The organism is Streptomyces sp. NBC_01445 (genome assembly GCF_035918235.1).
Classification (GTDB): domain Bacteria; phylum Actinomycetota; class Actinomycetes; order Streptomycetales; family Streptomycetaceae; genus Streptomyces.
This window is the reverse complement of the sequence record NZ_CP109485.1, coordinates 3,322,394-3,337,542: the sequence shown is the minus strand read 5'-3', so window position 1 is coordinate 3,337,542 and position 15,149 is coordinate 3,322,394. Positions and strand designations below refer to the sequence as shown.

Below are 15,149 nucleotides of genomic sequence, written 5' to 3'. Positions count from 1 at the left end.
ATGTGTAACGTCGTATAGACTTCCAGTGTCTCTGATGCCCTAGCCCTTTTACGCGTACCCCAGGAGCGCCCCATGGCGACAGTCCGTCCCGACCTCACCGGCCGCCACTTCCTCAAGGAGGTGGACTTCACCGCCGAGGAGTTCCGCGGCCTGATCGACCTCGCCGCCGAGTTGAAGGCCGCCAAGAAGGCGGGGACGGAGACGCGGCACCTCGCGGGCCGGAACATCGCGCTGATCTTCGAGAAGACCTCCACGCGTACGCGCTGCGCCTTCGAGGTCGCCGCGGCCGACCAGGGCGCGTTCACGACCTACCTGGACCCGTCCGGCTCGCAGATCGGCCACAAGGAGTCCGTGCGGGACACCGCCCGGGTCCTCGGCCGGATGTTCGACGCCATCGAGTACCGCGGGGACAGCCAGTCCGGCGTCGAGGAACTCGCCGCGTACGCGGGCGTGCCGGTCTACAACGGCCTGACCGACGACTGGCACCCCACGCAGATGCTCGCCGACGTGCTCACGATGGTCGAGCACTGCAGCAAGCCGCTCGACCGGATCGCCTTCGCCTACCTCGGCGACGCCCGCTTCAACATGGGCAACTCGTACCTGGTGACCGGCGCGCTGCTCGGCATGGACGTCCGGATCGTGGCGCCGCGTGAGTACTGGCCGGCCGAGGAGATCGTCGCCGAGGCCCGCAAGCTCGCCGAGGCGAGCGGCGCCCGCGTCACGCTCACCGAGGACGTCGCCGAGGGCGTCGCGGGAGCCGACTTCGTCGCCACCGACGTCTGGGTCTCCATGGGCGAGCCCAAGGAGGTGTGGGCCGAGCGCATAACCGCTCTCAAGCCGTACGCCGTGACGATGGACGTCCTGCGCGCCACCGGCAACGCGGACGTCAAGTTCCTGCACTGCCTGCCCGCCTTCCACGACCTGGGCACCAAAGTCGGGCGCGAGATCCACGAGACGTACGGCCTGGACTCGCTGGAGGTCACGGACGAGGTCTTCGAGTCGGCGCACTCGGTCGTCTTCGACGAGGCCGAGAACCGGCTGCACACCATCAAGGCGATCATGGTCGCCACGCTGGCCTGACGCCCGCCCCGGCAGAGGAGGGGCGTACTACTCCGGGCTCGTCCGCTGCGCCGGTATCGCGGGAAGGGTGAACCAGACCGCCTTGCCGGACGCGGTGGGGCGATGTCCGCAGGACGAGCTCAGGGTGCGGATCAGCAGCAGGCCGCGCCCGTGCTCCTGCCACGGGTCCGGCTCCTCGGCCGGGCCGGGCAGGGTCAGATCGCCGGGCGGCGCCGGGTCCCCGTCGTGCACCTCGACCTGACAGCCCGACGGCAGCAGCTCCACCACCAGCTCGATGGGGCCCGACCCCGCCGTGTGCTCGACGGCGTTCGCCACCAGCTCGGCCGTCAGCAGCTCCGCCGTGTCGCTGTCGGCGGCGGGCGACTCGATCTCCGTCAGGGCCGTGCGCACCAGAGCGCGCGCGACCGGCACCGCGGCCGCGCTGTGCGGCAGCGCGATGCGCCATGAGGTGGGGGCAGGCGGTGTGGGCACGGCGGGTCCGTTCAGGGTGCAGGTATCCTGACAGGGGGTGACAGGGGCTGACAGCGGAGGGGCTGTCCTGCTTTCAACCATACGAATGGTAGGGCGTCGGTGGACAGAGCCACCCGACGCCCTTCTTCGTGACGTCCGGCACTGGCCTCCCCGCACCCGCCCCACATGGGCTGTAGACGACGCGCTGTCAGGATGGCGTATCGCGTACTCGTGACGGAAGTCACGAAGCGGTGATAACTTCGTGGGGCGACGTGCCCGAGGCAGGCGCGCCGTCCCGTCCGCCGCCCCCGCCCGAGGAGGCCGCACCGCCATGAGTCCCTTCACCGGCTCCGCGCCCCGCACCGACGACTGGCGACACCTGAGGTACGCCGTCGACGACGGGGTCGCCACCGTCACCCTGGCCCGCCCCGACAAGCTCAACGCGCTCACCTTCGGCGCCTACGCCGACCTGCGCGACCTGCTCGCCGAGCTGTCCCGTGAGCGCTCCGTACGCGCCCTCGTCCTGGCCGGAGAGGGGCGCGGCTTCTGCTCCGGCGGTGACGTGGACGAGATCATCGGCGCCACCCTCGCCATGGACACCGCCCAGCTCCTCGACTTCAACCGGATGACCGGCCAGGTCGTACGGGCCGTGCGCGAGTGCCCCTTCCCCGTGATCGCCGCCGTGCACGGCGTCGCGGCGGGCGCCGGCGCCGTCCTCGCGCTCGCCGCCGACTTCCGCGTCGCCGACCCGAGCGCCCGCTTCGCGTTCCTCTTCACCCGCGTCGGCCTGTCCGGCGGCGACATGGGCGCCGCGTATCTGCTGCCCCGCGTCGTCGGCCTCGGCCACGCGACGCGGCTGCTCATGCTGGGCGAGCCGGTGCGCGCCCCGGAGGCCGAGCGCATCGGCCTGATCAGCGAGCTGACCGACGAGGGCCAGGTCGACGAGGCCGCGCAGGCCCTGGCCCGCCGCCTCGCCGAGGGCCCGGCCCTCGCGTACGCCCAGACCAAGGCGCTGCTCACCGCCGAACTCGACATGCCGCTGGCCGCCGCCGTCGAGATGGACGCCGCGACCCAGGCCCTCCTCATGAACGGCGAGGACTACGCCGAGTTCCACGCGGCCTTCACGGAGAAGCGTGCCCCCAAGTGGCGGGGGCGGTGACCGTGGGACCCCTGCGCGTGGCCGTCATCGGCGGCGGACCCGGCGGCCTGTACGCCGCCGTCCTCCTCAAGCGGCTCGACCCGCGCCGCGACATCACGGTCTGGGAGCGCAACGCCCCCGACGACACCTTCGGCTTCGGCGTCGTCCTCTCCGACGAGACGCTCGGCGGCATCGAGCACGCCGACCCCGTCGTCCACGCCGCGCTCCAGGCCGAGTTCGTGCGCTGGGACGACATCGACGTCGTGCACCGCGGCACCCGCCGCACCTCGGGCGGCCACGGCTTCGCCGCGCTCGGCCGCCGCAAGCTCCTCGAAATCCTCCACGAGCGCTGCCGGCAGCTCGGTGTGAACCTCCGCTTCCGCTCGGAAGCCCCGTCGGCGGCCGACCTCGCCCGCGACCACGACCTCGTCGTCGCCGCCGACGGAGTGCGCAGCGCGACCCGCGAGGCCCACGCCGACGCATTCCGGCCGCACATCGAGGAGCACCGCTGCCGCTACATCTGGCTCGCCGCCGACTTCGCCTTCGACGCGTTCCGCTTCGAGACCGCCGAGACCGAGCACGGCGTCATGCAGCTGCACGGATACCCGTTCTCGGCGAGCGACAGCACTGTCATCGTCGAGATGCGCGAGGAGGTCTGGCGGGCGGCCGGTTTCGACGGGCTCGACGTGCGCGAGTCCGTCGAGCGCTGCGCCAAGATCTTCACCGAGGCCCTCGGCGGCCGTGGCCTGAGGTCGAACAAATCCGCCTGGACCGCCTTCCGCACAGTCGTGAACGAGAAGTGGTCGCACGGGAACGTCGTCCTCGTCGGCGACGCCGCGCACACCGCGCACTTCTCCATCGGCTCCGGCACCAAGCTCGCCGTCGAGGACGCCCTCGCGCTCGCCGCCTGCCTCCAGGAGCAGCCCACCACGGCCTTGGCGCTCGCCGCGTACGAGGCGGAGCGGCGGCCCGTCGTCGCCTCCACGCAGCGCGCGGCCCGCGCCAGCCTGGAGTGGTTCGAGAACCTCGGCCTCTATCTCGACCAGCCCTCACGTCAGTTCGCGTTCAACCTCCTCACCCGCAGCCGCCGCGTCACGCACGACAACCTGCGCCTGCGCGACCCCCGCTTCACCGAGGCCGTCGAGCGCGACTTCGGCTGCCCGCCCGGTACACCCCCCATGTTCACGCCGCTGCGCCTGCGCGAGCTGACCCTGCGCAACCGCGTCGTCGTCTCGCCCATGGACATGTACTCGTCCCGGGACGGCGTCCCCGGCGACTTCCACCTCGTCCACCTCGGCGCGCGGGCCCTCGGCGGCGCCGGACTCGTCATGACCGAGATGGTGTGCGTCAGCCCCGAGGGCCGCATCACCCCGGGCTGCGCCGGTCTCTACACACCGGAACAGGCCACGGCCTGGCGCCGCGTCACCGACTTCGCGCACGCCCAGGCCCCCGGCACGGCGATCGGCGTCCAGCTCGGGCACTCCGGCCGCAAGGGCTCCACGAAACTGATGTGGGAAGGCATCGACGACCCGCTCCCCGACGGGAACTGGCCGCTGGTCGCCGCCTCCCCGCTCCCGTACAAGCCGGGCAGCCAGATTCCGCACGAACTGACGCGGGACGAACTCGCCGATGTCCGGGAGCAGTTCACCTCCGCCGCCGTGCGCGCCGCCGACGTCGGCTTCGACCTCCTCGAACTGCACTGCGCCCACGGCTATCTGCTGTCCGGGTTCCTGTCGCCCCTGAGCAATCACCGGACCGACGCGTACGGCGGCTCGCTCACGAACCGGCTGCGCTTCCCCCTCGAAGTCTTCGACGCCGTACGCGAAGTGTGGCCCGGTGACCGGCCCATGACCGTCCGGATCTCCGCCACCGACTGGGCGGAGGGCGGCACGGACGCGGCCGACGCCGTGGAGATCGCCCGCGCCTTCGCCGCGCACGGCGCAGACGCGATCGACGTGTCGACCGGCCAGGTCGTCGCCGACGAGAAGCCCGCCTACGGACGCTCCTACCAAGTGCCGTTCGCGGACCGGATCCGCAACGAGACCGGCATCCCGGTGATCTCGGTCGGCGCGATCTCCTCGTGGGACGACGTCAACTCGCTGATCCTGGCCGGGCGCACCGACCTGTGCGCGCTCGCCCGCCCCCACCTCTACGACCCGCACTGGACCCTGCACGCGGCTGCCGAACAGGGCTACGCGGGTCCCGGTGTCGCCTGGCCGAAGCCGTACGAGGCGGGCAGCAGGCCACCGCAGACCGGACGCCTGGACGCGCCCAAGCCCCGGCTCACGCTGGGTGGTTGACGGTGGTGAACGCCGCCCCCGCGTCCCGCAGCCGCTCGTGCAGCGCCCGGAACACGCTCGCCGAGCGGGTCCCCGGCCACCGCGCAGGCAGCAGCCCGGCGGGCAGCCCCGGGTCGGCGTACGGCAGATGGCGCCAGGAGTCGAGGGCGAGGAGGTAGTCCCGGTACGCCTCCTCCGGAGCGGCGTCGCCGGGGGAGCGGGCCTGCCAGGCGGCGAGCACCGGCGCGTGCTCGTCCAGGAACGCCTCGTGCAGCGCGGCGAGACGGTCCAGGTCCCACCAGCGCGCGACCGCGTCCGCCGTCGCCGCGAACCCCAGGTGCTCGCCGCGGAACAGATCGACGTACGGGGAGAGCCCGAGGCGCTCCAGGGTGTGCCGGGTCTCCTCGTGCAGGCCCGCCGGGGCGATCCACACGCCGGGCGCCGCCGAGCCGAAGCCGAGCCCGGCAAGGCGTGAGCGCAGGACGTGCCGCTTGGCGCGCTCGGCCTCCGGCACGGAGAACACCGCGAGCACCCAGCCGTCCGCCCCGCCGGCCGGCGCCCCGTAGATGCGCCGGTCGCCGTCGTCCAGGAGCTGCCGCGCGGCCGGCGACAGCGCGTACCCGGCGGCGCCCGACCCCGTGCGCTCCGGCAGGAGCAGCCCGCGCCGCTTGAGGCGGGAGACGCAGGACCGCACGGCGGGCGCGTCGACGCCGACCGCGCCGAGGAGCCGGATCAGCTCGGCGACCGGCACGGCGCCGGGAAAGCCGCGCCCGTAGGCGCCGTAGAGGGTGACGATCAGGGACCGGGGAGTGTGCAGGTCGGACACGTGGTCACTCTAGATCGCCGGTGGAGCGCAGTCGGAACCGCTGCAGCTTCCCGGTCGCCGTGCGCGGCAGCGCGTCCAGAAATACGATCTCGCGCGGGCATTTGTACGGCACCAGCTCGGCCTTCACGAACGCCCGCAGCGCGTCCGGGTCCCGGCGGGCGCCCTCGCGCAGCACGACGTAGGCGACCGCGATCTGCCCGCGCTCGTCGTCGGGGCGGCCCACCACCGCGGTCTCCGCGACGTCCGGGTGCCGCAGCAGCGCGTCCTCGACCTCGGGGCCCGCGATGTTGTACCCCGCAGAAATGATCATGTCGTCGGCGCGGGCGACGTACCGGAAGTAGCCGTCGGGATCGCGGACGTACGTGTCCCCGGTGACGTTCCAGCCGCCGCGGACGTACGTCGTCTGCCGCTCGTCGGCGAGGTAGCGGCAGCCGACCGGGCCGCGCACGGCGAGCAACCCTGCTTCTCCGTCCGGTACTTCGGCCCCGGCGGCGTCGATCACTCGCGCCTGCCAGCCGGGTACGGGCACGCCCGTCGTCCCGGGGCGGATCGCGTCGTCGGCGGCGGAGATGAAGATGTGCAGGAGTTCCGTGGCGCCGATGCCGTTGATGATGCGGATCCCGGTCGCCTCGTGCCAGGCGCGCCAGGTCGCGGCCGGCAGGTTCTCGCCCGCCGAGACGCACCGCCGCAGCGAAGAGAGGGCGTGCCCGTCGGTGCCGTCGATCCCGTCGAGCAGCGCGCGGTACGCGGTCGGCGCGGTGAACAGGACGGACACCCCGTGCTCGGCGATGGCGGGCAGCAGCTGCCGCGGCCCGGCCTGTTCCAGCAGCAGCGACGAGGCGCCGGCCCGCAGCGGGAAGATGACGAGACCGCCGAGCCCGAACGTGAAACCGAGCGGCGGGCTCCCCGCGAACACGTCGTCCGGCCTCGGCCGCAGGACATGGCGCGCGAACGTGTCGGCGATGGCGAGGACGTCCCGGTGGAAGTGCATGCAGCCCTTGGGGCGCCCCGTCGTGCCCGAAGTGAACGCGATCAGGGCGACATCGTCGGCGGCGGTCGCCACGGCGTCGTACGTCTCGGGCTGTCCGGAGCCGCGCCGCAGGAGGTCGTCGGGCCCCTCGCCGCCGAACGGTGTGACGCGCAGCCCGGGCACCTCGGCCTTCACCAGGTCGTCCATGGTCCTGGCGTCGCACAGCGCGTGCGTGACCCGCGCGATGGAGCAGATCGTCGCCAGCTCCTGCGACCGCGCCTGCGCGAGGACGGTGACGGCGACCGCGCCCGCTTTCATCACGGCCAGCCAACAGGCCGCGAGCCAGGGCGTGGTGGGGCCGCGGAGGAGTACCCGGTTCCCCGGCCGCACGCCCAGCTCGCCGCTGAGCACGTGCGCGATCCGGTCGACGCGGCGGAGCAGTTCCCCGTACGTCCACACCTCCCCGTCGCCGGTGCGGAACGCGGGACGCTCCGCGCCGAACCGCTCGACGGTGCGGTCCAGTAGCTCGGCCCCGCAGTTGAGCCGCTGCGGATAGCGCAGTTCGGGGAGGTCGAAGACGAGGTCGGGCCAGAGCTCGGGCGGCGGGAGATGGTCGCGCGCGAAGGTGTCGACGTGGGCCGATGTGTGCTGCGGTGGAGCGTCTGTCATGGCCGTGCGCCCCCTTGTCATGGTGGGCTCGCGCAAACAGGTATCGGTGGGCTCGCGGAACGAGCGTATCGTGATGGTGACGACAGTCAACGGTCCGCGATAACGTGACGGAGCCGGCCCGAGCCGCCGGCGAACCGGGAGGCGCCGACAGATGACCGCAGAGTCCGCAGCTCCGTCATTCTCGCTCGACCCAGCACAGACCGCCTGGTGTGCCGAGCTGTGTGCGCTCGCCGCCGAGCGGCTCGCACCCCTCGCCGAGAAGGGCGAGCCGGGGAAGGTGAACCGGCCGCTCGTCGCCGAGCTCGGCCGGCTCGGCCTCCTGGAGCGGCTGTTCCGCTCCGGCGCCCTCGACCTGTGCCTGATGCGCGAGTCCCTCGCCCGCGTCTGCACGGAGGCCGAGACCGCTCTCGCCCTTCAGGGACTCGGCGCACACCCCGTGCACGCGTACGGCACCGACGCGCAGCGCGCGCACTGGCTGCCGCGCGTCAGCGACGGCACGGCCGTCGCGGCCTTCGCGCTCAGCGAGCCGGGCGCGGGTTCCGACGCCGCGGCCCTCGCCCTGCGCGCCGAGCCCGACGGCACCGGAGGCTGGTGCCTCGTCGGCGAGAAGACCTGGATCTCGAACGCCCCCGAGGCCGACTTCTACACCGTCTTCGCCCGTACGGCCCAGGACGCCGGCGCCCGTGGCGTCACCGCCTTCCTGGTCCCGGCGGACCGCCCCGGCCTCACCGGCACCCCCCTCGACATGCTCTCCCCGCACCCCATCGGCTCCCTCGACTTCGACGCGGTCCCGGTCACCGCCGACGACGTGCTCGGTGAACCGGACCGCGGCTTCCGCGTCGCCATGACCACCCTGAACCTCTTCCGCCCGAGCGTCGGGGCTTTCGCCGTGGGCATGGCGCAGGCCGCGCTCGACGCGACGCTCGACCACACCGCCCGGCGCGACGCGTTCGGCGGCAAGCTGAAGGACCTCCAGACGGTCGCCCACCAGGTGGCCGATCTCGCCCTGCGCACGGAGGCGGCCCGCCTCATGGTCTACGCGGCGGCCTCGGCGTACGACGCGGGCGCCCCCGACGTGCCGCAGCGCGCCGCGATGGCGAAGCTCCTGGCCACCGAGACCGCCCAGCACGTCGTCGACACCGCCGTCCAGCTGCACGGCGCCCGCGCCCTGCAACGCGGCCACCTCCTCGAACACCTCTACCGCGAGGTGCGCGCACCCCGCATCTACGAAGGGGCCAGCGAGGTCCAACGCGCGATCATCGCCAAGGAGTTGTACGCGTGAGCAGTATCGAGCGGATCAATCCACCCGAACTCTCCCCGGCCACCGGCTTCTCGCACGCCGTCACCGCCACCGGCGGCCGCCTGGTCTTCCTCGCCGGACAGACCGCCCTCGATGCGGACGGCAAGATCACCGGCGACACGCTCCCGGAGCAGTTCGAGCGGGCCCTGACCAACCTCCTCACCGCACTGCGCCACGCGGGAGGCACCCCCGACACCCTCGCCCGCGTCACCGTCTACGCCACCGACGTCGCCGACTACCGCACCCATGCCCGTGAAATCGGGCGTGTCTGGCGGGAGTTGGCGGGCCGCGACTATCCGGCGATGGCGGTGATCGGCACGACCCGGCTGTGGGACGAGCAGGCACTGGTGGAATTGGACGGGCTGGCGGTCCTGTCGGACTAGGGCGGGCCCGCCGGTCCCGGCCGACTACTCCTGCGGCAGGATCACCGCGCGTCCGCGCACCGTCCCGTCGTGCAGCCGCCGGTAGGCGGTGGGCGCGTCGTCGATGCCGTACGTCTCCACGTGTACGGAGATGACGTCGGCCCGCGCCAGGTCGAGCACCTCCATCAGCTCGCTGCGGCTGCCCCAGTAAGGGGCGGTCACCGACACCTCGTACGGTGTCGTGCCGAAGCCGACCGCGAGGCTGCCGCCGCCGAGGCCCACGATGGTGACATCGCCCTCGACCGCCACGCAGCTGCCCGCCATGGCCACCGTGGGTGCGGCCCCGACGAAGTCGAAGACCGCCTCGGCGCCCCTGCCGCCTGTCAACTCCCTTACCATTCCCACGGATTCGGCGTCCGACAGGATGGCCTCGTGGGCGCCCACCTCACGGGCGAGCGCCAGTTTCTCCTCGTTCACATCGAGCGCGATCACCCAGGCCGGAGACAGCTCGCGCAGGAGCTGGATCGCGACGTGCCCGAGCCCGCCCGTGCCGATCACGACGGCCGTCGACCCCGGCACCAGCTTCGGCAGCGACCGCTTGATCGCGTGGTACGGGGTCAGGCCGGCGTCCGTCAGCGGCACCGCCTGCACCGGGTCGAGGCCGCCGAGCGGCACGATGTGGCGGGGGCTGTCCACGACCATGTACTCGGCCATGGCGCCGGGCGCGCCGAGGCCGGGCGGGAAGATGCCGAGTTCCCTGGCGCGCGGACAGTAATTCTCCTTGCCCTCCGCACACTTGGCGCAGGAGCCGCAGCCCCACGGCCCGTAGACGGCGACCTCGTCGCCGACCTCGACGGCCGTCACCCCGTCACCCACCTCCGCGACCGTGCCGACGCCCTCGTGGCCGAGCGTGAGCGGCAGCGGGAAGCCCAGCTGCTCGGCGGGCAGGCTCATCACGGCGATGTCGGAGTGGCAGACACCGGCCGCCGTCACGCGCAGGAGCACCTGGCCGGGACCGGGGGCGGGCACGGGGATCTGCACGACTTCGGGGGCGGCACCCGCCGCGCGGTACTGGACGGCCTTCATCAGCTCGGTCATCGTGCGTTCCTCCCGGGAGCGGTGCGGGGGCCCGGTGGCCGCCCTCCCCGGGATGAATGTCACCGGGCGGCAGCCGTCACACCCCAAGATCTGCTCAGTGGTCCATGTGCGCCGCGATGTCCTCCGCGCACGCGCGCAGGGCCGGGACGTGCGCGCGCAGTTCGTCGGCGCCGGTCAGGGCGACGGCCGCGCCGAGCGAGACGGCGAGGCGCGGCGCCTCCCCGTGCGGGGAGGGCACGGCGACGGCGATGGACCGGACGCCGACCTCGTTCTCCTCGTCGACCTCGGCCCAGCCGCGTTCGCGCACGGCGTCGAGCTCCCTGCGGACCGCCGCCGGGTCGATCACGGTGCGGTCGGTCACCGCGGCCAGCTCGGCCGCGAGCAGCTCGTCGCGCTCACGCTCGGGCAGGCCCGCGACGAGGACCTTGCCGAGCGAGGTCGCGTGCCAGGCGTTACGGGTGCCCTCCGCGCTGCGCAGCTGGAGGTGCTGGGTGCCCTGCGCGGTGAGGACGAGCAGCACGTCCGTGTCGTAGAGGATGCCCGCGATGGCGGGCAGGCCCGTGCGGTCGGCGAGCCTGCGCATCGGCGCCGCCGCCGCGGAGTAGCCGGCCGGTGAGCGCTGGAAACCCCGCGACAGTTCGAGCACCCGGGCCCCCAGGGCGTAGCGCCGGGTGTCCTCGTCGTACGCCACGAACCGTTCGGCGGCGAGCCGGCCGAGGAGCCGGTGGGCGCTGCTGACCGGGAGCGCCGCGGCGCGGGCCGCGGCGCTCACCCCCAGGCCCGCGGGATGGTCGGCGAGCACGGTGAGGAGTCGCAGGCCCCGGCCGAGCATGTCGTCGCCGGACGTCGTGGTCACGCTGCTCGTCTCCCGTGTGCTGCGCCCGTACGCGGGGACCGGTCCCCGGCGCACTCAGGTGGTGGTGGCAGCGGTGGGCTGCCGGTTCACCGTACCCGGGCGGGGACCGGACGGTCGGGGCTCGTGCACCGCCAGCATCAGCGCGGCCGAGACCAGCGCGCCCGCCGCCATGAACGCGAAGGCCCCCGCGTCGCCGAGCGACGTGCCGCGTACCCAGCCCACGAGATACGTCCCGGCGAACGAGCCGAGCGCGCCGAACGAGTTGACCAGCGCCACCGCCGCGCCCGAGACGCCCGCCGGGGCGAGCGTGGAGACGAGCGCGAAGTACGGGCCGTAGGGCGCGTAGAGGCACAGGCCCGCCACCACGAGCAGCGCGAGCGCCACGGGGAAGTGGGACCCGGCCGCGTACGAGCCGAAGAGGGCGAGGCCGCCGGCGGCGAGCCAGGGCCACACGGCCGCCTTGCGCCGCCCGCTGCGGTCGGACAGGCGCGAGTTGAGCAGCATGGCGACGACCGCGAACGCGTACGGCACGGCGGTCAGCAGACCGGTGGCGCCGATGCCCTCGCCGGAGCCCTTCTTCACGATCGACGGCAGCCAGAAGATGAAGCCGTACATGCCGAACGACCAGAAGAAGTACTGCACCGACATCAGCAGCACGGGGCGCGAGCGCAGGACCTTGCCGTACTCCTCGCGCAGGTTCCCGGAGGCGGCCGGAACGGTGGCGCGGTCCTCGCGCAGAGCCTCCAGTTCGCTGGGCGCGACCCACTTGGCGTCCTCGGGGCGGTCCTTGATGAGCCGCAGGCAGAACAGGCCCCAGATGACCGAGGGCACGCCCTCGACAATGAACATCACGCGCCAGTCCGTCACCGACACCAGCCAGCCCGACAGGGCGGAGAGCCACATCACGGTGACCGGATTGCCCAGGATGAGCAGGGTGTTGGCGCGGCCGCGCTCGCCGTGCGTGAACCAGCGGCTGAGCAGCATCACCATCGACGGCAGCACCGCGCCCTCGACGACACCGAGCGCGAACCGCACGGCGATCAGCTGCCCCGGGCTGCTCAGCAGGCCCTGCACCACGGCGAGCAGCCCCCACAGCACCGTCGACCAGGCGACGAGCCGGCGCGCACTGCGCTGCTCGGCGTAGATCGTGCCGGGGATCTGGAAGAAGAAGTAGCCGAGGAAGAACGACGCGGCGATGAGCGAGTCGAGGCCCGCGGACAGATGCAGCTCGTCGGCCATGCCGCCGGCGGACGCGATCGCGTAGTTGGATTTGTCGAGATAGGCGAGCGAGTACGTGATGAACGCGACCGGTATCAGGTGCCGGGCGCGGGTCGAGCTCCAGAAGCCGCCGGTGGACGGCCGGGAGGGCGACGGCGCTGTCATCCCTTGACCCCCTGTTTTCCGTGAGATGGAAAGTGTTTCACTGGGCGGGAAGACGTTACGAGGGAGTGGCGGCCGGGTCAATGGTTCGCCCGCATGCCGCGACGGAAGCAGCCGAAGGAGAAACCCGCGATGACCGAAACCGACGTGCTCGTCCCCTGGCCCCAGCTCGACCAGCGCCACGGCCCCTGGCCCGACGGTGTCCGCGTCCACGTGTGGGACGGCGTGACGCCCGTATCCGAGCTTCCGCAGGAGACCCTGGACGCCGTGGAGTTCTGGGTCATGCCCTACGCGGTCCCCGACGCGGACCGGCTGCTGCCCCGGCTCCCACGCCTGCGCGCCGTCCAGTCCCTCAGCGCCGGAGTCGAGAAGCTCCAGCCGCTGCTGCCCGAAGGCGTCACCCTGCACAACGGCCGCGGCCTGCACGACGCCTCCACCGCGGAGCACGCGCTCGGCCTCATCCTCGCGGCCCAGCGCGAGCTGCCCCGCTGGGCCGCCGACCAGGTGGCGGGCCGCTGGGACCCGCACTTCACGCGCTCACTCGCGGACAGCCGCGTCGCGATCGTCGGCTACGGGTCGATCGGCTCGGCCCTGGAGGCGCGGCTCCTCGCCTGCGAGGCGGACGTCGTCCGCGTCGCCCGGCGCGCCCGCCCCGACGAGCGGGTCCACGCGATCGCCGACCTGCCCGAACTGCTCCCCGGCCTCGACATCGTGGTCCTCGTCCTGCCCGAGAACCCGGCCACGGTCGGCCTGTTCGGCCCGAAGGAAATGGCCGCACTGCCGGACGGCGCCCTCGTCGTCAACGTCGGCCGCGGCCGCACCCTCGACACCGAGGCCCTGCTCGCCGAGACCGCCACGGGCCGGCTGCGCGCCGCGCTCGACGTCACCGACCCGGAACCCCTCCCCGCGGACCACGCCCTGCGCCACGCCCCCGGAGTCCTCATCACCCCGCACGTGGCCGGCGGTTCGGCAGCCTTCCGCCCGCGCGCCGAGCGCCTGATCGCGGAGCAGATACGCCGATGGGCCGCGGAAGAGGAACTGCTCAACCTCTTCCCGCGGCCTTGAACGGCGTCAGTCGAGTCAGATGTCCCGGAACGTCTCGATCTGCGCGCCAACGGAGTTGAGCCGCTCGGCCAGGTCCTCGTAGCCGCGGTTGATCACGTAGACGTTGCGCAGCACGGACGTGCCCTCGGCGGCCATCATCGCGAGGAGCACGACGACGGCGGGGCGCAGCGCGGGCGGGCACATCATCTCGGCGGCGCGCCAGCGCGTCGGGCCCTCGACGAGGACGCGGTGCGGGTCGAGCAGCTGGAGGCGCCCGCCGAGCCGGTTCAGGTCGGTGAGATAGATCGCGCGGTTGTCGTAGACCCAGTCGTGGATGAGGGTCTGGCCCTGTGCCGCGGCGGCGATGGCCGCGAAGAAGGGCACGTTGTCGATGTTGAGGCCCGGGAACGGCATCGGGTGGATCTTGTCGATCGGCGCCTCCAGTTTGGAGGGCCGGACGGTGAGGTCCACCAGGCGCGTGCGGCCGTTGTCCGCGAAGTACTCGGCCGTGCGGTCGTGGTCGAGGCCCATTTCCTCCAGGACCGCGAGCTCGATCTCCAGGAACTCGATCGGCACCCGCTTCACCGTCAGTTCGGACTCGGTGACCACCGCGGCGGCCAGCAGGCTCATCGCCTCGACCGGGTCCTCGGACGGCGAGTAGTCCACGTCGACATCGATCTGCGGCACGCCGTGCACGGTGAGGGTGGTCGTGCCGATGCCCTCGACGCGTACGCCCAGGGCCTCCAGGAAGAAGCAGAGGTCCTGGACCATGTAGTTCGAGGACGCGTTGCGGATGACGGTGGTGCCGTCGTGGCGGGCGGCCGCGAGCAGCGCGTTCTCGGTCACGGTGTCGCCGCGCTCGGTCAGCACGATCGGCCGGCCGGGGGAGACCCCCGCCTCGACCTGCGCGTGGTAGAGCCCCTCGGTCGCCGTGATGTCCAGACCGAACCGGCGCAGCGCGATCATGTGCGGCTCGATGGTGCGGGTGCCGAGGTCGCAGCCGCCCGCGTACGGCAGCTTGAAGTGGTCGAGGCGGTGCAGGAGCGGGCCGAAGAACATGATGATCGAGCGCGTGCGGCGGGCGGCGGCCGCGTCGATGGCGTCCATGTCGAGGGCGGCCGGCGGCACGATCTCCAGGTCCACGCCGCCGTTGATCCACCGGGTGCGGACGCCGATGGAGTTCAGGACCTCGAGGAGGCGGTAGACCTCCTCGATGCGGGCGACGCGGCGCAGGACGGTGCGGCCCCGGTTGAGGAGCGAGGCGCACAGCAGCGCCACGCAGGCGTTCTTGCTCGTCTTCACGTCGATGGACCCGGACAGGCGGCGGCCGCCGACCACGCGCAGGTGCATCGGACCCGAGTAACCCAGAGAGACGATTTCACTGTCGAGCGCTTCGCCTATGCGGGCAATCATCTCAAGGCTGATGTTCTGGTTGCCGCGCTCGATGCGGTTGACGGCGCTCTGGCTGGTACCGAGCGCCTCGGCAAGCTGCGACTGTGTCCAGCCCCGGTGCTGACGGGCGTCACGGATGAGCTTGCCGATGCGTACGAGGTAGTCGTCTGCCATGTCGGCAGGCTATCTCAGATATGAGATGCCGCATTCCGGGGGGTCCATTGGAGTGACGGGCCGTCAATCGGCCCTGGTGGCGCGCGGGCGCGTGTGCGGGACGATGAGGGGGACGGTCCGCCGGTGGCGCG

At 72.5% G+C, this 15,149-nt stretch carries 13 protein-coding genes; 6 read left to right on the top strand and 7 right to left on the bottom strand.

Going from position 1 to position 15,149, the window contains the following annotated elements:
• Positions 1-72: 72 nt before the first annotated feature.
• Positions 73-1,080: an ornithine carbamoyltransferase gene (argF, locus tag OG574_RS15150; RefSeq protein ID WP_326773679.1), complete on the top strand. Its 1,008-nt coding sequence runs from the start codon at positions 73-75 to the stop codon at positions 1,078-1,080.
• A gap of 27 nt (positions 1,081-1,107) precedes the next feature.
• Here the strand turns inward: argF and OG574_RS15145 are convergent, their stop codons facing one another.
• A complete protein-coding gene (locus tag OG574_RS15145) occupies positions 1,108-1,632 on the bottom strand; it encodes an ATP-binding protein (protein ID WP_100591224.1) in 525 nt (174 codons plus the stop codon).
• 229 nt (positions 1,633-1,861) lie between these two features.
• Between OG574_RS15145 and OG574_RS15140 the strand changes: the two genes are divergently transcribed.
• Positions 1,862-2,689, top strand: a complete 828-nt coding sequence (locus OG574_RS15140; protein ID WP_100591225.1) for an enoyl-CoA hydratase family protein — start codon at positions 1,862-1,864, stop codon at positions 2,687-2,689.
• Positions 2,674-4,968 (top strand): bifunctional salicylyl-CoA 5-hydroxylase/oxidoreductase, encoded by a 2,295-nt coding sequence (locus OG574_RS15135; protein ID WP_442816823.1) that lies wholly within the window; start codon positions 2,674-2,676, stop codon positions 4,966-4,968. The genes OG574_RS15140 and OG574_RS15135 overlap by 16 nt, the downstream gene beginning before the upstream one ends.
• Here the strand turns inward: OG574_RS15135 and OG574_RS15130 are convergent.
• Both OG574_RS15130 and OG574_RS15125 read right to left on the bottom strand, forming a co-directional pair.
• On the bottom strand, positions 4,952-5,773 hold the full coding sequence (locus OG574_RS15130) for a PaaX family transcriptional regulator (RefSeq protein ID WP_326773678.1): 822 nt from the start codon (positions 5,771-5,773) through the stop codon (positions 4,952-4,954). The two genes, OG574_RS15135 and OG574_RS15130, sit on opposite strands and share 17 nt — an antisense overlap.
• A gap of 4 nt (positions 5,774-5,777) precedes the next feature.
• Positions 5,778-7,412, bottom strand: coding sequence for an AMP-binding protein (locus tag OG574_RS15125; protein ID WP_326773677.1), 1,635 nt, complete (start codon positions 7,410-7,412; stop codon positions 5,778-5,780).
• 151 nt (positions 7,413-7,563) lie between these two features.
• On the opposite strand from OG574_RS15125, the gene OG574_RS15120 reads away from it, so the two are divergent.
• Complete coding sequence (locus OG574_RS15120) at positions 7,564-8,694, top strand: acyl-CoA dehydrogenase family protein (protein WP_326773676.1); 1,131 nt, start codon at positions 7,564-7,566, stop codon at positions 8,692-8,694.
• The gene (locus tag OG574_RS15115) at positions 8,691-9,095 is read left to right on the top strand and encodes a RidA family protein (protein WP_326773675.1); all 405 of its coding nucleotides are present in this window, start codon (positions 8,691-8,693) and stop codon (positions 9,093-9,095) included. The genes OG574_RS15120 and OG574_RS15115 overlap by 4 nt, the downstream gene beginning before the upstream one ends.
• 24 nt (positions 9,096-9,119) lie before the next feature.
• Here the strand turns inward: OG574_RS15115 and OG574_RS15110 are convergent, their stop codons facing one another.
• The 3 genes from OG574_RS15110 to OG574_RS15100 form a co-directional block, all read right to left on the bottom strand.
• Positions 9,120-10,160, bottom strand: a complete 1,041-nt coding sequence (locus OG574_RS15110) for an NAD(P)-dependent alcohol dehydrogenase (RefSeq protein WP_326778497.1) — start codon at positions 10,158-10,160, stop codon at positions 9,120-9,122.
• A gap of 106 nt (positions 10,161-10,266) precedes the next feature.
• Complete coding sequence (locus OG574_RS15105; RefSeq protein WP_326773674.1) at positions 10,267-11,028, bottom strand: IclR family transcriptional regulator; 762 nt, start codon at positions 11,026-11,028, stop codon at positions 10,267-10,269.
• Between the two features lie 54 nt (positions 11,029-11,082).
• Positions 11,083-12,411, bottom strand: coding sequence for an MFS transporter (locus tag OG574_RS15100; RefSeq protein WP_326773673.1), 1,329 nt, complete (start codon positions 12,409-12,411; stop codon positions 11,083-11,085).
• 129 nt (positions 12,412-12,540) lie between these two features.
• Between OG574_RS15100 and OG574_RS15095 the strand changes: the two genes are divergently transcribed.
• Positions 12,541-13,473 carry a 2-hydroxyacid dehydrogenase gene (locus OG574_RS15095; RefSeq protein ID WP_326773672.1) on the top strand — a complete coding sequence of 311 codons (933 nt, stop codon included), beginning with the start codon at positions 12,541-12,543 and terminating at the stop codon, positions 13,471-13,473.
• Positions 13,474-13,488: 15 nt separating this feature from the next.
• Here the strand turns inward: OG574_RS15095 and OG574_RS15090 are convergent, their stop codons facing one another.
• Complete coding sequence (locus OG574_RS15090) at positions 13,489-15,018, bottom strand: helix-turn-helix domain-containing protein (protein WP_326773671.1); 1,530 nt, start codon at positions 15,016-15,018, stop codon at positions 13,489-13,491.
• Positions 15,019-15,149 lie beyond the last annotated feature (131 nt).